Origin of the sequence: Acidiferrimicrobium sp. IK (genome assembly GCF_025499425.1) — a bacterium.
Lineage (GTDB): Bacteria > Actinomycetota > Acidimicrobiia > Acidimicrobiales > Palsa-688 > Acidiferrimicrobium.
This window is the reverse complement of the sequence record NZ_JAIMCB010000001.1, coordinates 676,899-693,182: the sequence shown is the minus strand read 5'-3', so window position 1 is coordinate 693,182 and position 16,284 is coordinate 676,899. Positions and strand designations below refer to the sequence as shown.

Here is a 16,284-nt window from a genome sequence, read left to right as displayed (position 1 = left end):
GACCACTCGGCCCAGCTAGGAGCCGCCGATCGATGCCGTGTAGGAGACGGTTTGACACTGTTTGAGCCAAGCTAGGTCGGCGTCGTCCCGCCGGCGACGTTGTCGGTCTTGCTCGAACACGGCTTCGGTCTTCGTCAGCACCAGGGTGTAGGGGCGGCCCTGCCGTCGGGTCTGGTGAGTCACGGGCAGCTCGGCGTCGTCGAGGCGGCGATGGACGTGGGACCGGCGCTCCTGGGCGAGCGGCCACTCCAACGTCGTTTTGCACCGGTCTTGGAGGAACATCCGCAGAGTGCCGCACAGCTCGCAGCCGCAACCCTTCTGCAGCTCGACCGACCAGTCGCCATCAGCGCGGGCGGGGCGGTTCATTCGACCCTCGAGGGCGACGGCTAAGTGCGAGGCGACGGTGTCGAGGCCGGTCGGCGGCCACTGGTGCGTCGGGGTCGCCCGCAGGATGCCGATGGCGCATCGGGCGATGTCCTCATCCTCCCCACAGAGCAGTTCGACCGCCTCGTCGCGCACCTCGACCGCGCCAACCAGCGCCGCTGCTTCCAGTAGCGCCGCGACCGGGCGCACCATCTGCGACAGCGATTCCTCACGCCTGCTGCGCGCCGGCTGGTCGAGGCCTTGCCCGATGGTGGTGGCGAGCCACTTCCAGGCGTCGCGAACCAGGAGCCGAGCCGCCACCGTCCCGCCGTCACCGGACTCTTGGAGCGCGACGCACAGCTCGGGCAGCATGACGATCCAATCCCGGGGGGACCGGCCCTTCGAGTAGTGGAAGCGGCGCCGTGCCGACCAGCCCGCCACGAGGTCCTTCGCCCAGGCCTCTCCGTAGCCAGCGAGCAGGGCGCCAAGCGCCTTGGCATTGCCGGGGGTGAGCATCTCGGTTCGGAACGGACCGAGCAGCATGGTTGCCAGCGCCGGATCGTCGACGAGGCGGGCCACCCGCAGGGTCTTGACGAAAAACCCGCTCGCCTCCATCGCTCTGGTTGCTCGTTCCCAAAACGGCGACAGCATGGCCGCCGACTCCTGGGCGGCGCTCACGTCACCTTTGCGTACGTGGGTCACGATCGAGTCGAGCGCCCAGGACGGCGATGCCTCGGCCCGGACGGCGAACGCCCGGCTGCGCGGCCACACCACGACCGCTCCCCGGTGGTACCAGCGGTCCAGGGTGTTCCCCCAGTTCCCCATGTAGCCCTCATACTCCGACTGGTACGGGTCCAAGGCGTCCGAGCCGCTCGAGGCGCACACCTCGCGATCTCCGACGGGTAGCCCCAAGTCCGAGAGCCGATCTCCGGACGGGTCGACCCATTGCTCCAGGGTGATCTCAGACTCGATCAAGCCGTCGAGTTCGTAGCCGTCGCCACCGTTCTCGCCGAGGTCGTCCTCGTCGTCGATGGTCCAGCCGTAGCGCGCCTGGCGATGCCACGATCGCCGATCGGGCTCGAAGGCGCTCCAGGTCTCGTGCACGTCCGCCAGCGCCAGCACCGCGTCGCACCCTGCGGCCTCCGCCGCCGCGCGGAGCAGGTTCACCTGCTGGACATCAGCGCCTTTCAGGCGTGACCAGCCGAGCCCGCGGGGCGTGTATTCATGGTTGAGCAGGTAGACCAGACGATCTGGCGCAGCGTCGGGTCCGAAATGCTCTTCGAGGCACCGGACCAGGCTGGCGATCAGCTCGGCGTCTGGCGCCTCCGGGGAGGACCGGCGCCGGGCGTCGAGCAGCAGGTTGTAGGTGAGGACGACCCGGTAGCCAGAGTTGACCGGCTTCACCTCGTGGCGGCAGTCGCCGTAGAAGGCCACGAACGAGAGGGCCTTCTTCGATCCCCGGTAAGTCGCCGTCTCACCATGGTGGCGGACCGTGAGCGCTCCGCCGGTGAAGTTCGAAGGCAGGCCGACGACGAGCGAGGCGACCATGTCGTCGGTCTTCTCGGAGTCCTGGTGGGGGACGAAGAACTGACCCGGCGCGTAGACGAGCATCGAGTGGAACTCCGCTCTCAACGCGCGACCAGACGGAAGGCCGAGCTCCCGACCCAGGCGGTCGAGGACCGGACGCATGGTGTCGTCGAAGCGTCGCTTGTCGATTATCACCCTGCGCTTGGGGACCTCCCACGTGTCGCGGATGCTCCGGTCGACGAGCGTCTGCTCCCCCCGCCCATAGCGCGCTGGTCGACTGATGAGGCACAGCTCCCTCGCCTGCGCCTGGGTCACCGGCAAACCGATGGGCCCTATCCCTCGGACCTCCAGGTGCAGGTCGCGGGCCGGTGCGGTGCGCGCCGCGCTGAACGCCCCGGAGGCCGTGATCCCAGCGAGGAGGCCGGCGAGGCGGTCGCGGGCAGGATCAACCATGGCCCGTGAGTGTAGGGAAGCCGGGTCGGGCGGCCTGCCCACGACGAGCGACAGCCGATCTCCTCACCGCCGGCCGAGTGCGAGTCGACGGAGTCCTGGGCGGCCTAGAGGAGATGCGACCCGAGGGCCGACTCGTCGAAGGCGACCCTGATCGCCATTTGCGGACCAGTCAGCTCGGTCGTCGTGAGCAGCGGGAGGCGCCACCTTTGCCGTCGGTGCGATCATGAGCCGGACCCCCCGTCGCTCGCAGTGGTCGGCTGCCGGGCGCGTCTAGGGGCGGGCCGTCCAGCGCGCAGTGCCATCTCCGAGCCGGCCACCGGCGGGGCCGCGCCGCGCCTTTCCCCTCCCCCGGGTTGCGGATGCTCCACGCCGCGAGCAGGCCGCCGGCGATGCAGGTGCAGCCGGCGATGACCATGGCGCTGCGGTAGCCGGCCGCGAACGCGTGCGACGACAGGGACCGGGCGCCGGCCAGCCCGGCGAGGACCGGCAGGACGGCCACCGCCAGCAGCCCCGCGGCGCGAGCGACGACGTTGTTGACCGCGGACGCCGCGCCGGCGTGGTCGCCGGGCGCGGCCTGCATCGCGGTCGAGGTCAGCGGGGCGACGGTGATGGCCAGCCCGGCGCCGAAGCAGGCCACCGCCGGCAGCACAAAGGTCACGTAGCTGGACCCGTCGACGGCGCGCACCAGCAGCAGCAGCCCGGCGCCGGCGACGACCGGCCCGGCGCTCATCTGCAGGCGGGGGCCGATCCGGGCGGCCAGCGCCGCGGAGCGAGGCGAGAACACCAGCATCAACGCGGTGACCGGGAGCAGGGCCAGCCCCGACGACAGCGGCGAGTAGCCGTCGACGGTCTGGAGGGCGACGGGGAGCAGGAACAGCGACCCGCCGAGCGCCCCGTAGACCACGAAGGTGACCGCGTTGGCCGCCGCGAACTGGCGGTGCTTGAACATCTCGAGGGGGAGCATCGGGTCGGCCTGGCGCCGTTCGAGGAGCAAGAAAGCCGGCGCGCCGAGCCCGGCGACGGCCAGGCCGGCGACCACCAGCGGGGCGCCCCAGCCGGCGGTCGGCCCTTCGATCAGGCCGTAGGTGAGCCCGCCGAGGGTCACCACCGCCAGCGCGGCGCCGCCGGCGTCGAGGCGGCCGCCGGCTGCGGCCCGGCGGGACTCGGGGACGTGGCGGGCGGTGACCCACAGCACCCCGGCGGCGACGGGCAGGTTGACGAAGAACACGTAACGCCACGACCCGGCGGCCAGCAGGTAGCCGCCGACGAGCGGTCCCGCCGCGGAGGCCAGGCCGCCGAGCCCCGACCAGGCGCCGATCGCCCGGGCCCGGTCCTCGGGCCGGAACGACGCCTCCAAGATGGCCAGGCTGGCGGGGGTGAGCAGCGCCCCGCCGATCCCCTGCAGGACCCGGGCCCCGACCAGCACCTGGGAGCTCGGGGCCAGCCCGCAGAGCGCGGACGCCGCCGCGAACCACACGACGCCGACCGCGAACACCCGCCGGCGGCCGTGGCGGTCGCCGAGCGAACCGCCGAGGAGCAAGAACGCGGCGAGGGTCAGCGAGTAGCCGGTCAGCACCCACTGCAGGGTGCCGAGCCCGGTGTGGAACGACCGGCCGATGGCGGGAAGCGAGATGTTGACCACCGTGGCGTCGAGAGACGCGACGCCCGAACCGAGGACCGCGGCGGCGATCACCCACCGGCCTCGGGCGGTGCCGAACGCCACCGCCTCGGGGCGCGTCGTCGACTCGCTGGCGGCCATCTGAAGCTCCTGTCGGGGGATTCGCTCTCCTCCTACCCGGGCGTATGGTGACACGACGCGACCAGTGCGGAGGCCCACGTGAGCGACACCTGCAGCCACCTAGATCAGATCACCACCCCCTCGGCCAGCGGGGACGGGTGCGTGGAGTGCCTGGCGACGGGAGGCCAGTGGGTCCACCTGCGCCGGTGCGCGTCGTGCGGGCACGTCGGGTGCTGCGACAGCTCCCCCGGCACCCACGCCACGGTCCACTTCCGCGACACCGGGCATCCCGTCATGCAGTCCTACGAGCCGGGCGAGGACTGGTACTGGTGCTACCTCGACGAGGTGGCCTTCGAGCTGCCGGCGGACGGCCCCAGCCCGTCCCACCCGGCGTGAGCGCCGGGCCTGGTTGAGCGCCTGAAGCGTCCCCGTCACCGAGGGCGGCGCGCGCCGCGGGGCGGCCCTCGGAGCGGGTAGCGGTACCGGACGAACGCCTCTCCGCTCCGGCTCGACACGGCGCCGTCGGCCCACCATCCGAGCCGCTCGTAGAACCCCCGGGCGCGGTCGTCTGGGAGGGTGACGAGCACGACCTCATCGAGACCGGCCCGGCGGGCCCGCTCCAAAGCGGTGTCCAGCAGCGCCCGCCCAGTCCCCCGGTTTTGTTGAGACGGGGCCACGAGCAAGTGGGTCACCTCGCCGGTTCGCGCTTCGTTCGCTTCTTTTAGGGCACGAAGCGGCGGGGCCGGCCGTCGGGCAGCGCCAAGGCGACGGGCGAGCGACTGCCAAGCGGGGCGTCCCACCACCCGCCACAGCCCGTGCGCGTAGCGGCCGACCCTAGTCACGGCCAGGTCCCTCGCCAGGCGCGGACGCGTCGCGGCCGCCGCCATCAACCGCACGGCCATGGCGAAGCCGTGACGGCGGACCATCGCTGCGGTGTGCGCGGCGGGATCGACCGCGCCGAGGAGCACCCCGACCAGCACACCGCGATCGTCGAAGGCGCCGAGAGCCACACCCCCGATGCTGTCGACCCACGCCTCGTGGTAGCGGCGGAGAAATTTGGCACCGCAGCGCGCCACGAACTCCGCGCCGAGGACCTCTTCGTGGAGGAGCGCGGCGGCCAACGCGTCCGCGGCCCGCAGCGAGCGGATCTGCGGCCGGTCAGGCCCGGTCCTGGCCTGCTCGTGCATTCAGCGCCCGACCCCGCCGCGGGCCGGCCTGCCGGTAGGTTCGGGCGCTTGGATCGCGCTCGTTCGCCCCGTGGCGTCCACGATTCTCGCCCCGTCGACGCCCGGCTCCGCCTCGCCCGCCGCAGGCAGCGGGTGCGGCGCCGGCGGTCGATGGCGGTCCTTGCCGCCTTGGTGGTGGCGGTCGTCGCGGGGGAGGTCATCTCTCGCGGCGGCGCCAGCGGTGCCCGCCATGGTGACCGGGTTGGGGTGGCGGTCACGTCGCCCGCCGGGCACCCTGCCCCGACGTCTACGCCGACCACCGCCGGGCGGCCGGCGGGGCGGCCATACCCGGTGGGTCGCACCGAGCTGACCGTGGTTGAGGGGTCCCGTCAGCTGCCGACGACGGTGCGCTACCCGGCGACGGCCAGCGGCCCCTCCGCCCCCGCCGTGCGCGCCGGCGGCCCCTTTCCCCTCATCGTCTTCTCGCAGGGCTTCGACATCAGCGCCGAGGCCTACGCTGCTCTGCTCGAGCACTGGGCAGCCGCCGGTTACGTCGTAGCCGACCCCACCTACCCGGCGACGGACCCGGGAGCGGCGGGGGGTGTCGACGAGAACGACATCGTCAATCACCCCGCGGACCTCAGCGCCGTGATCACCGCGGTGCTTCGGGCCGGAAGCGCCTCAACCGGCGTCCTCTCGGGCGTCCCCGACGCGAGCAGCGTTGGGATCGCCGGCCATTCCGACGGCGGCGACGTCACCGACGCGGTGGCCGCCAACAGCTGCTGCCGCGTGGCGACCGTCCGCGCCGCGGAGGTCCTGTCGGGGGCCGAACTGGCCAGCTTCGGAGGCTCCTACGACGCCCCGGGCGCGCTGCCGGTGCTCGTCGCGCAGGGCAGCTCCGATCCGATCAACTTCCCGGCGTGCAGCGAGCAGATCTACGACGCCGCCGGTCCCGCCAGGTACTACCTGGACCTGCTCGGGGCCGGCCACCACGCGCCGTACATGGCGGCCGGCCCGTACCAGGCCCCGCCGGCTCGGGCGGCCGCCTACCAGTCGGTGGTGACCCGGGTCACCACCGACTTTTGGGATGCCTACCTGAAGCACTCGGCGTCGGCCCTCGCGGCGATCACCGTCGACGGGTCGCAGGCCGGCACCAGCACCTTGGTCGCCGGGCCGGCGGTGCCGGTCAGCGGGTACTGCCCGGGATCGCCTGCGGGCTGAGCGGCCGCCGGCCGGTCACGATCCCGGCCTCGGCGACGACTCGCTTCGCGGTGACCTCGACCAGCCCGGCATCGCGCAGCAGCGCCGCCCACGCGTCCATCGAGATCGGCCGTTCGGATGTGCGGGTCAGGAAACGCCACGCGTTCTTGGCCAGGCGCAGCCAGCCGCCGGGGCCGCGGCCGAGCATCGTGCGCACCTTGGACCTGATGATGGCCCGGTCCGCGGCGCTGGCGCCCCGCCCGATCATCATGTCCCCGACGACCAGACGCCCCCCGGGGCGGAGCCACGTCGCGGCGTGCTGGACGAACGCCTTCTTGTCCCGGTCCAGCAGATGGTGGAGGGCGTAGTTGGAGACCACCAGGTCCACGCTGCCCGGCTCGACCTCGAACTCCTCGATCGGCGCCAGCGTGGCGTCGACGTTGCCGATATTCCGGCGGATGGCCCCGGACTCGAGCTCGTCGAGCATCTCCGGACTGACGTCAACGGCGATCACCCGGTCAGCCTGAGCGGCGAGGGGCAGGCTCAACGCTCCGGTGCCGGCCCCGACGTCGACGACAACACCCAGCCGTTCCTGGCCGGATTCCGCCAGTACGGCGTCGATGACGGTGCGCAGCCCGGCCATACCGTGCTGCTCCCAGTGGTGGGCGGCGTTGCCCCACCTCCGCCGTTGCGTGTTGAGCGCGACCCGACGGCCGAACGGTGTCTCTTCTACCTTGGAGTTGGGTTTCGGCTGGGTTACGTGCACCTTGCCACTATCCGCCGTTGATGCTGAAGCCACGGTTAAAAGGAGGGGGTATCGGGGGCGCCTCGGCCGGCGACGCCGAAGGTCAGCACCCTCGGCGTCACCCGCCACTGGCCGGGGCCGCGCCCGGAGCCGGCAAGTGGAACAGCGTCCGGTACACGTTGGCCACGATCGGAGCGGACACGCTGGCGCCGTAGCCGCCCTGGGCGACGAAGCACACCACCGCGTACTTCGGGGCGGAGGCCGGCGCGAACGACGCGAACACCGACGTCGGCTGCTTGTATCCGGGCTGGCCGCGCTTCACCCCGCTGACCTGAGCGGTTCCGGTCTTGCCGGCCACCGGCACCGGGAAGTGCACCTGGCCGAAGCTGCCGTACGCCGTGCCGAGCGGGCTGGTGGTGACGCCGCTGAACCCGGCCAGCATCGACGCGTGCTCGGCGGCTGTGTAGGTGATCTTGTGGATGGCCTTGGGCGTGTAGCGGGCGACGACCTTGCCCGCCGGGGTCTCCGCGTCCATGGCTACCTTCGGCGACCACACCGTGCCCCCGTTGGCGAACGCCGAGTACGCGTTGGCGGCCTGCAGGGGGGTGACGACCAGGTCGTCCTGGCCGATCGCGGACTGCACGTTGTCTCCCGTGTACCAGCTGCCGTAGGGGTACGCCTTCGGGTACTGGGCGTGGAGCTTGGCCTTCTGGGCGGGGGTGAGCACGTAGCCGGAGGACTCGCCGGGCAGGTCCACGCCGGTCGGCGAGGCGAACCCGTAGAGGCGCGCCGTCCGCTGGAACGCGGTGCCGCCGTAGGTGGCCCGGCCGTTCCAGAGCGTTTCACCGATGTGGTAGAAGTACGCGTCGTCGGAGACGGTGATGGCCTTCGGGAGCTGCACCGGGCCGTAGGACTGATGACCGTCGTTGGCGAAGAACTGGTTGCCGACGCGTAGGCCTCCCTGGTTGTCGTTGAACACCGAGGTCGGCGTGATGATGCCGTCGTTGATCCCGACGGTGGCGGTGACAAGCTTGAAGATCGACCCCGGGTTGTACTCGCCGGCGATCGAGCGGTCGATGAGCGGGTAGTGGGCGGCGGGGTTGTTGAGCGCCGCGTAGGCGGCTTGGCTGATCCCCCCGACGAACTGGCTCGGGTCGTACTGGGGGGCGGTGGCGAGGGCCAGGAGCCGGCCGTTGTTGGGGTCCTCGACGACCACGGCGCCGCTGGTCGCCCGGTAGGTGCCGCCCGAGTTGGCCTTGGTGGTCCGGGCGGCGGCGATCCCTTGCTCCAGAGCGGACTCGGCGGCCATCTGGATGGTGCCATCGATGGAGAGCCGGAGGTTGCGGCCGGGGACGGGCGGGGTGACGCTGAGCACGCTCAACACCTGCCCCTGCGAGTCGACCGCGACCTTCTCGACCCCAGGAGTGCCCCGTAGGACCCTCTCGTAGGTGGCCTCCACCCCGGTCTGGCCGATCTCGTCGGTGGGCTGGTATCCCTGGGACTTGAGCCGCTGGTACTCCGAGCCGGTGATCCTTCCGGGGTAGCCGACGATGTTGGCCGCGGCCTTTCCCATCGGCGAGTACGCCCTGACCGATTCGGTGGTCGCTGTCACCCCGGGGAACAGGGCCTGGTGCTCTTGGACGTAGAGGATCTGTTGGGGTGACGCGTTCGGCAGCACCGGCACGGGCGCGTACGGGCTGACCGAGAGGTTGTTCAACGCCCGGGTGAGCTGGGCGAGGGTCATGCCGAGAAGGACCGACAGGCGCTCCTCCATGGCCGGGTGCTGGATGGCGGTCTGACGGAGGACGTCGATGACCGGTTCGTCGACGTTGCCGACCAAGACGTTGCCGTTGCGGTCGAGGATCAAGCCGCGCGGGGCGGGGAGGGAGATCGTCCGCTCGGCGTTGCTGGCCGCTGCCGCCTGCGCGCTCGGGGCGTTGATGATGTCGAGGGTCCACAGCCGGGCGAACAGCGCAGCGAAGAGGCACGCCACCACCACTGCGACCACTTTCAGCCGCAGCTGCGGGGACGGCGGCGAAGCGTCGCTGGCGGCCGCTGACCCGCTCCGGCGCCTAGGTCGGAGGACCCCTTTGCTGCGCGTGAGCCTCACCGGAGGATTGTCGTTTCCTGACCCTGAAGCGGCCCTGAAGGCGAAGCTGTCGGCGCCAGCGGTGGCCGCCGCTTGTCAGTCGGGGCGCCGCCGCCCGGTGAGCACCGCGGCGGGTGGGTGCGGCGGAGGGGTGAGCGTCGCTGCGGGGTGAGCGTCGCACCCTTGGGCCAGACTGCGGCATGGCATTCGGGCAGGCAGCAGGACCACCGGCGACCGCGAAGCAGATGCAGGAGCTCTTGGCCCTGCTTCAAGCGGCTGGCCACACCGACTTCCGCGACGCCCGCGGGCCGATGGGGTTCAACCAGCGTCAGGCCGCCGGGCGGATGACCCGGGACGAGGCCGCGGCGTTCATCGAGCAGCTGGAGGCGGAGGCCTACGACCGAGCCGAGCCGTTCACGCCGGCGCCGACCGGGCGTCCATCCGCCGACGAGGCGACCCTCCAGCGGCTGGCGTCGCCGCTGCTCGCCGCGGAGCTGCAGCGGCGAGGCTGGCTGGTCATCGAGCCCTAGCAGCTGGCGCCGGTCGGCCTGCCGGCTGCCTGTTGAGCGGCCAGCCAGTCAGTCGGTCAGGAAGCCCGGCGGCCGCTGATCCCGCCGGCCTTGCAGCTGACGCACAGCCGGGCGTTGGGGACCGCCTCCAGGCGCTCGGCGGGGATCGGGTCCCCGCAGGACTCGCAGATCCCGTAGGTGCCGGCGACGACCGCGGCCAGCGACGCGTCGGTGTCGTTGAGCTGCGCCTCAAGGGTGGCGATCAGCGAGACCAGGCGGTCCCGGTCGACGGAGACCCCGGAGCCCTCGCCGCCCTCCTCGTCGAAGGACACGTCGGCGTCGCCCTCTTCGACGGCCTGCAGCTCGGAGCGCAGGGACGCCAGGCGCCCCTCCAGCTCGGTGCGCGCCGCTTCCAGCTGCGCGCGGTGGGTGTCGGTGGTCGTCTGAGCGGCGGACGTCTGTGCCATTGCAACTCCTCGTCGGGGCGGCCGGTGCCCCGGGACCTGCGTACCCAAGGGGGACGGCTAGTTTACCGGTCCGGGGCCGGTGGCCGCGTCAGTCTCCGGGCTGGGCCGCGCCCGCCTCCCGGGTGGGGCTCGTGTCATCTTCTCGGGCGGCGCGGGGGGACCCCGTCGCGGCGGCCCGGGGCGTGTACCCTCTGGCCGGGCGGAAGTTCAGATGGGCAGGTAAGGCGCGCCGAATGTCCCGAACCGGTTGGCACAAGGCACGGGCCGCGGCGCTCGTCGCTGCCGGCGCGCTGGTAGCGGCCGGCGGTTGGGCGCCGGCCTCCGCCTACGCCGCGGGAAGCGTCCTCGACGAGCAAGTCGCGGTGGTGACCGCCGAGCACCAACCGGTCATCGCCTCGGCCACCCAGGCGCTGGCCGGCGCCCAGTCGCAGCTCGACGGGGCCCGCCAGCGCGCCGCCGCGGACCAAGACTTGCTCGCCCAGGCCGCGACGCTCACCGTCCAAGCGACTGCCGCCCTCGGGCGCGACACCGCCACCCTCGGCACCGACACCGCGGCGCGCGACGCGGCGACCGCCGCCATCGCCGCCGACCGGGTCCGGCTCCGGGCGATCGGCGTCGAGCTGTACGTCGGGCCGCAGGTGACCTCGGTGCAGGGGCCCGACGGGCTGGCCCAAGAGCAGCAGCAGGAGTTCGCCACCGAGGTCATCAAGATCGGAACCGACGGCCTGATCGCCGACCTCCACCAGCGCCAATCCGACCAGCGGGCGGACATCAAGGCGGTGGCGGCCGACACCACCCACGTCGCCGCGGACCGCGCCACCTTGACCCGGGCCACGTCGCTGCGCCAGAACCGAGTGACGATCTTGGACCAGGACCAAGCCACCGTGTCTTTGACCACCACCGCCGTCGCGGTCGACCAGGCGGTGCTGACTGCGGACACCGCCGCGCTGAGCACCGCGGTCGCGGCGCTGGCCAACCCGCCCGGGGCGCCCGCCGACGGGACGCCGAGCATCGTCGGGACCGCCGCCCTCGACGCCGCGCAGATCGTCGGCTGGTACAACGCCGAGGGGTGGGCCGACCTCACGCCGGCGCCGATCGATCAGCTGGCCGGCTGGTACCTGAGCGAGGGAGCGGCCGAAGGGGTCCGAGGCGACGTGGCGTTCGCGCAGGCGATGGTCGAGACGGCCGGGTTCTCCTCCAACGACGCGGTGACCCTCAACAACTACGCGGGGATCGGGCACTGCGACGCGTGCGGCACCGGGCTGGCGTTCGGTTCCCCCCAGCTCGGCGTGCGAGGCCAGATCCAGCTGCTGCACTCCTTCGCCGACGGGGCGCTCACCACCCAGCAGCTGGCCCGGCCGCTGGCGGTGGCGGTCCTCACCCCCGAGACCCAGCCCGACCGGGGCTGCTGCGCCACGTTCCAGTCCCTGACCGGGAAGTGGGCCAGCGACCCGCAGTACGGGCACACCATCATGAGCGTCTACCAGAGCATGCTGGCCTGGGCGCTGGACCACCCGAAGGGCTGAGCCGCGGGCCCGATGGCTGCCCCAGCCCGGCGGCGGGGCTCGGTATCGCGGCGAGGATGGCTGCGGGCCCGATGGCTGCGGGCCCGATGGCTGCTCGCCGGCTCGGTGTCCAGTTGTCCACCGGGCGCCGGGGACAACTGGATGTCGGAAACGGACGCCTTCGGTGGCGGGATCTGTCCATCGCGACCGTGCACTCGGTCCAGGATCGCTAGCCGGGCGACGACGGACGACTGGACCCCGCCCGCCGACGCTTGTCCTCGTACATGGCCCTGTCGGCAGCCTCCCAGGCTCCCGTGATCCCGGCGGCGAAGGTGTAGGCGGCGTGACCGACCGACGCCGGCGTCCCGGCCGCCTCGAGGGTCCTCCGGAGCCGGGCGACTAGGACCGCGGTCTCGTCCTCGGTGCTGCGCGCGGCCAGCACCCCGAACTCGTCTCCGCCCAACCGGGCCACCAGATCGGACTGGCGGACCGTGGCCGACATGGCCGCCGCGGCCCGCTGGAGGTAGCGGTCGCCTTCGGAGTGCCCGGCGGTGTCGTTGACCAACTTGAGGCCGTCGAGGTCGATCACGATGACACAGCCGGGATCTCCGAAGCGCCGGTAGCGCTCCTCCTCCATCGCCGCGAAACGGGCCCAACCCCGCCGGTTGACCATGCCGGTCAGCGGGTCGCTTTCGGCCATCACCGCGGCCCGCTGCAGCTGTCGGGTCTGCTCGGCGCGGGTCAGGTCGGCCTGCAGGACCGTCCCGAGCAGCATCGACAGCAGGTCCAGAAGCGGGCGGTGAGCGACCAGCTCCGGGGAGCGGGACGCCGGGTCGATGCCGCAGAGAGAACCGAACAGCTTCCCGTCGGCGGTCCGGATCGGGAACCCCACGTACGTCCCGATCTCGAACCCCAAGTCGAGGGCGACGGCGGCGTAGGCCGGGACGCTCTGGCAGTCCGGCGCGATGTCGGGCCCGGCGCCGACCATGGCGTACTGGCACATGGTGTTCGACCAGGGGATCGCCGTCCCCGGCCCGATCCCGTAGCTGTCATCTCGGACGGTGAGGAAGACCTGGCTGTCGCCGTCGTAACGGCTCACCGACCAGTTGTCCATCGGTATCGCTTGTTTGAGGTACTCGACCACCGCGGCGCTGGCCTGGTCGAAATCCATACCCGACGACAGGACTGGCATCCCCGGCGACACGCGTTCTCCCAAGTCCTCGATGGCTACAGCGTCGACACCTCCGGCGCATTCCTTGAGCCGCACGTGAGCCGCTCCGCGAATCTGTCCGCGCCACCCGCAGCCGAATGTCGGTGCCGGCGCCAGCAGAAACCGCCCGTAGACGGTGAGGAAGCCGACGGTCTCCGCGACCACAGTCAGTGGTGCTTGGGAAGCGGCGCGACAACACCAGGGCTGTCGTTGTGCATCCCGAGGTGCTCGTCCGGCTGTGGGAGTCCTTGCGTCCTTACCGACCGCAATCGACGGCGACTTCAAGAGCGGCACAGATTTGACGCATGCGCTCGTCGGCCAAGCGGCCGACCCGTTGGACCAAGGCAGCCACCGCCACACTCTCGACGGAGTCCAAATTGATGGCGCAACGCCGAGGCACTGGGTCCTCGTTGGGCTCCAGAACTACTTCGCTGGGCAACCCTCGGATCGTGGTCGTGCAGGGCCCGATCAGCGTCCGTCGTAGTCGCGGGATCGCGGCGTCGCGGGAAAGAGCCACCACGGGACGACGACCGATTCCGGGCAACTCGCACCACCACACCTCGCCTCGCACTGGCAGTTCGCTCACGATGCCGCCGCAGCCTCCCGGAACGACGCCAGGTCACCCCACTCGTCGGCTTCGTCGAGGGGGTGCTCGTCGTAGGCGGCGTAGGCGGCATCAAGCTCGGCGGCGCGGTGCTTGGCTAGAAGAGCGGCGAGTGCCTCATCGATCAGGGCAGCATCGCCGACACCATTTCGTGCCCCCCGAGCCCTAGCAAGCAGCTGCTCGTCGACTGTCGTGCTGACCCTGACCCGCGCCATGCCATAAGTATGCCATCGATATGGCACGTATGGGATCTGGCCAGCGGGAGTCTGCGGCTCTTCCGACGACCACACCTCGGTTGGACGACCAGCGCACACGCCGCATAGGTCGCAAGGCCGATGGCCGGCGCAAGAGAGCATGTCCCGATCTGAGCGTTCGGGGCGCCTGGTTTCGTAGTACGATACCAACGTGTGGATGTTCTGCCCTCGGCTCGAAAGCACGGGATCGACGACGTCGACATGGATCACGCCGTGCGTCACGCCACGGTCGTGGAGGAAGTGGCCGACGATCCGATTCGCTACCTGGTCATCGGCCCGAACCGGTCGGGAAACCTGCTCGAGTTGATCGTCATCGATCGTCCCCAAGGCCCCGCTGTCATCCACGCGATGGCCATGAGAGCTAAATATCGCCGACTGCTACCGCCAGGAGAATGAACATGACCAAAGATCATGGACACAAGAAGGATGGGACGGCGATCACCGACGAGATGGTCCAGGCGATGGCTGATGAAGCCGAAGCCGGCTACGACGTGGACGAGATCATCCGCCGCCGGGGAGGCCGTCCAACCATGGGCTCTGCAGCCGCCTCCGTGGAATCAGTCCGCTTGGACCCAGACCTGAAACGCCAGCTGATACTCCGAGCGGCGGAGGAGCACATCAGTGTCTCAGAGGCCATCCGGCAAGCTGTCCGCCAATACCTACACGCCAGCTGACTCGCCGCATCCCGTCGCAACGTTCCGCGCTACCCACCGCCGTTAAGCCATCCCCGACGCACACGCCAGAGCGCCGACTCGGCGCTTCCACATGTCCGCGGGAGTGGGCTCGGGATGGATCGTTCTGTCCCGGGGTCGGGCTGGATCCTCCCATACTTCCCCGGCGGCTCCTTGGCGCCCCTTGACAAGGACGGCACGCCCCGGCACTATCATGAAATCCGTGAAATCCGTGAAAGCCGTGAAGGTCGTGATGTGATGCCCCGCCGTGTCGCCACCAGCAGCGAAATCGCCGAAGCGCTCGGCCTCAGCGCAGCCACCATCCAAGGCTACGCCCGGTCCGGCCGAGTGCCCGCCGACGTCACCCCCGGCGGCCACTACCGCTACGACCTCGCCGAGGTTGAGCTAGCACTGTATCCCGACGCTTCCGAGCTGGTCGGGGAGCTCACCCGGCCCCGCCCGACTGGTCTCGGCCGGGGGGTGGAGGCCAGCCGGTCACCGCACGCGGCGCTCCACGCAGCGCTGCGTTCAGCCCGGCCCGAGGAGCGGGACGGGCCTGCCGTCCCCACGGGCACCCCCGCCGCCTTGGAGGCACTGGTCACCCACGCCCGCCGCGTAACCCTGACGTCCGTCTCGGCGTGACGAGCAGCAGCGGGCGCGGCTTGCGCCCCGCTGACGCTCGCCGACTCGCGCAGGTTCTCGACAGCCTTGCGCAGGGGGATCTGATCTCCCTGGGGGCGGTGAGCATCGTCGGCCGTGGGCCGGCCGGCGTCCTCGAGTCGGCGGGCGTGGACGCCCCGGCTCCCGACAAGTTGTGGGCGCTGACGGTCGACAGCGAGGTCGGCTGGTACGTGGTGCTCTCCGGGGCCTGCGACATCGTCCGGGACCCGACCATCGAGCCGTGCCTGACGGTGTGCCCGGTCACCCTGGTCGACCCGACGCGCTACGCGCAGCTCCGCCACGGCGGCTCCTCCCCCCGAGAGTTCCCCCTTCCAGCCGCCAAGCTCGCCCAGATGTGCAGCCGCACCGGCGACAAGGCGTTCTGTCCCGTCGCCGACCAGCGCTACGTCGCTTCCGTCGACAAGACCGCCCTCGTGCACCCCGACGTGGCGACGCTGCGGCCCCTCACCGGCCCGCAACAGGGACGCCTGGCCCTGTGGGCTGGGCGCCGCTACGCCAGAGCTGCGCACCCCGACGACGTCGAAGAGCAAGTGCTGAAGAGGGCAGCCAAGGTCGTCGCGAGGCTCGCGAACAGCTTCGACACCACCGCCCAGGGCAAGCGGACCCTGCCTCAGCAGCTGGTCGGCGCTACCGACGCCTGGTTGGTCAACGCCGCCGGCAAGACCGTCACCTTGTACCCGGTCCTGACCGAGAGCCTGGCCAGGGACGCCGGGTTGTTCGACACCGCAGCCTCAGCCATCGACTCGAAAGCCGCCTACGCAGCTGCCAAGAAACTCCGAGGGGAACTGGCGGCCGCCGTTACTGCCGGCAGCGGGTTCATGATCGCGGTCGCGCCCACCACCTGGGATGCGATGACTGCCGCCGAGTACATCGACCGGCCTCCTTGGACCTGGGAGAGCGACCCGGACCCACTCTCGGAGTAGGTGCGTCCGGCACGGGCGGTCAAGGCCGTGGACGACAGGGACATCCACGGCGACCCGCCGAGCCGAGCAGAGCAGACCATCTGGGAGTCCAGCCAGCAGCGCCCCGCGAGCAGCAAGGCCGAGCCGATCAACGGCTCGGGCTGCGAGCGGCTCGGCGATCGCTCTCACCTTGAGTGAGG

General features: G+C 71.2%; 18 protein-coding genes. 9 read left to right on the top strand and 9 right to left on the bottom strand.

Features of this window, described 5'->3' with window-relative positions; translation table 11 throughout:
* Nucleotides 1–15 precede the first annotated feature (15 nt).
* Together K6U06_RS03375 and K6U06_RS03370 are read right to left on the bottom strand one after the other, a co-directional pair.
* Entirely contained in the window at nt 16–2,343 is a 2,328-nt protein-coding gene (locus K6U06_RS03375; protein WP_262320471.1) for a 2OG-Fe(II) oxygenase, read from the bottom strand.
* A gap of 169 nt (nt 2,344–2,512) precedes the next feature.
* Entirely contained in the window at nt 2,513–4,102 is a 1,590-nt protein-coding gene (locus tag K6U06_RS03370) for an MFS transporter (protein ID WP_262320470.1), read from the bottom strand.
* Between the two features lie 78 nt (nt 4,103–4,180).
* Between K6U06_RS03370 and K6U06_RS03365 the strand changes: the two genes are divergently transcribed.
* Nucleotides 4,181–4,477, top strand: a complete 297-nt coding sequence (locus tag K6U06_RS03365; RefSeq protein WP_262320469.1) for a UBP-type zinc finger domain-containing protein — start codon at nt 4,181–4,183, stop codon at nt 4,475–4,477.
* A 35-nt stretch (nt 4,478–4,512) separates the two neighbouring features.
* Here K6U06_RS03365 and K6U06_RS03360 read toward each other — a convergent pair whose 3' ends face one another.
* Nucleotides 4,513–5,268 carry a GNAT family N-acetyltransferase gene (locus tag K6U06_RS03360; protein WP_262320468.1) on the bottom strand — a complete coding sequence of 252 codons (756 nt, stop codon included), beginning with the start codon at nt 5,266–5,268 and terminating at the stop codon, nt 4,513–4,515.
* 48 nt (nt 5,269–5,316) lie between these two features.
* Between K6U06_RS03360 and K6U06_RS03355 the strand changes: the two genes are divergently transcribed.
* Complete coding sequence (locus K6U06_RS03355) at nt 5,317–6,468, top strand: alpha/beta hydrolase family protein (protein WP_262320467.1); 1,152 nt, start codon at nt 5,317–5,319, stop codon at nt 6,466–6,468.
* Here K6U06_RS03355 and K6U06_RS03350 read toward each other — a convergent pair.
* Both K6U06_RS03350 and mrdA read right to left on the bottom strand, forming a co-directional pair.
* Nucleotides 6,434–7,213: a class I SAM-dependent methyltransferase gene (locus tag K6U06_RS03350; RefSeq protein ID WP_262320466.1), complete on the bottom strand. Its 780-nt coding sequence runs from the start codon at nt 7,211–7,213 to the stop codon at nt 6,434–6,436. The two genes, K6U06_RS03355 and K6U06_RS03350, sit on opposite strands and share 35 nt — an antisense overlap.
* Nucleotides 7,214–7,310: 97 nt before the next feature.
* Nucleotides 7,311–9,302 (bottom strand): penicillin-binding protein 2, encoded by a 1,992-nt coding sequence (gene mrdA / locus K6U06_RS03345; protein WP_262320465.1) that lies wholly within the window; start codon nt 9,300–9,302, stop codon nt 7,311–7,313.
* A gap of 179 nt (nt 9,303–9,481) precedes the next feature.
* Here mrdA and K6U06_RS03340 point away from each other — a divergent pair, with 179 nt between their 5' ends.
* A complete protein-coding gene (locus tag K6U06_RS03340; protein WP_262320464.1) occupies nt 9,482–9,811 on the top strand; it encodes a hypothetical protein in 330 nt (109 codons plus the stop codon).
* A 56-nt stretch (nt 9,812–9,867) separates the two neighbouring features.
* Here the strand turns inward: K6U06_RS03340 and K6U06_RS03335 are convergent, their stop codons facing one another.
* On the bottom strand, nt 9,868–10,257 hold the full coding sequence (locus K6U06_RS03335; RefSeq protein WP_262320463.1) for a TraR/DksA family transcriptional regulator: 390 nt from the start codon (nt 10,255–10,257) through the stop codon (nt 9,868–9,870).
* 233 nt (nt 10,258–10,490) lie between these two features.
* Here K6U06_RS03335 and K6U06_RS03330 point away from each other — a divergent pair, with 233 nt between their 5' ends.
* The gene (locus K6U06_RS03330; protein WP_262320462.1) at nt 10,491–11,783 is read left to right on the top strand and encodes a glucosaminidase domain-containing protein; all 1,293 of its coding nucleotides are present in this window, start codon (nt 10,491–10,493) and stop codon (nt 11,781–11,783) included.
* A gap of 208 nt (nt 11,784–11,991) precedes the next feature.
* Here K6U06_RS03330 and K6U06_RS03325 read toward each other — a convergent pair whose 3' ends face one another.
* The 3 genes from K6U06_RS03325 to K6U06_RS03315 all read right to left on the bottom strand — a co-directional run bounded on the left by K6U06_RS03325 (nt 11,992) and on the right by K6U06_RS03315 (nt 13,791).
* Nucleotides 11,992–13,137 (bottom strand): sensor domain-containing diguanylate cyclase, encoded by a 1,146-nt coding sequence (locus K6U06_RS03325; RefSeq protein ID WP_262320461.1) that lies wholly within the window; start codon nt 13,135–13,137, stop codon nt 11,992–11,994.
* Nucleotides 13,138–13,228: 91 nt separating this feature from the next.
* A complete protein-coding gene (locus K6U06_RS03320; protein WP_410050955.1) occupies nt 13,229–13,558 on the bottom strand; it encodes a type II toxin-antitoxin system PemK/MazF family toxin in 330 nt (109 codons plus the stop codon).
* Nucleotides 13,555–13,791 carry an antitoxin MazE5 gene (locus K6U06_RS03315; protein ID WP_316044682.1) on the bottom strand — a complete coding sequence of 79 codons (237 nt, stop codon included), beginning with the start codon at nt 13,789–13,791 and terminating at the stop codon, nt 13,555–13,557. The genes K6U06_RS03320 and K6U06_RS03315 overlap by 4 nt, the downstream gene beginning before the upstream one ends.
* Nucleotides 13,792–13,983: 192 nt before the next feature.
* Here K6U06_RS03315 and K6U06_RS03310 point away from each other — a divergent pair, with 192 nt between their 5' ends.
* The 5 genes from K6U06_RS03310 to K6U06_RS03290 all read left to right on the top strand — a co-directional run bounded on the left by K6U06_RS03310 (nt 13,984) and on the right by K6U06_RS03290 (nt 16,282).
* Nucleotides 13,984–14,226 carry a hypothetical protein gene (locus tag K6U06_RS03310; protein ID WP_262320460.1) on the top strand — a complete coding sequence of 81 codons (243 nt, stop codon included), beginning with the start codon at nt 13,984–13,986 and terminating at the stop codon, nt 14,224–14,226.
* Nucleotides 14,227–14,228: 2 nt separating this feature from the next.
* On the top strand, nt 14,229–14,504 hold the full coding sequence (locus tag K6U06_RS03305) for a ribbon-helix-helix domain-containing protein (protein WP_262320459.1): 276 nt from the start codon (nt 14,229–14,231) through the stop codon (nt 14,502–14,504).
* Nucleotides 14,505–14,759: 255 nt separating this feature from the next.
* Nucleotides 14,760–15,143 carry a MerR family transcriptional regulator gene (locus tag K6U06_RS03300; protein WP_262320458.1) on the top strand — a complete coding sequence of 128 codons (384 nt, stop codon included), beginning with the start codon at nt 14,760–14,762 and terminating at the stop codon, nt 15,141–15,143.
* Nucleotides 15,144–15,241: 98 nt separating this feature from the next.
* Nucleotides 15,242–16,105 carry a hypothetical protein gene (locus K6U06_RS03295; protein ID WP_262320457.1) on the top strand — a complete coding sequence of 288 codons (864 nt, stop codon included), beginning with the start codon at nt 15,242–15,244 and terminating at the stop codon, nt 16,103–16,105.
* The gene (locus K6U06_RS03290; RefSeq protein ID WP_262320456.1) at nt 16,106–16,282 is read left to right on the top strand and encodes a hypothetical protein; all 177 of its coding nucleotides are present in this window, start codon (nt 16,106–16,108) and stop codon (nt 16,280–16,282) included. It begins immediately after the preceding gene.
* Nucleotides 16,283–16,284: the final 2 nt, after the last annotated feature.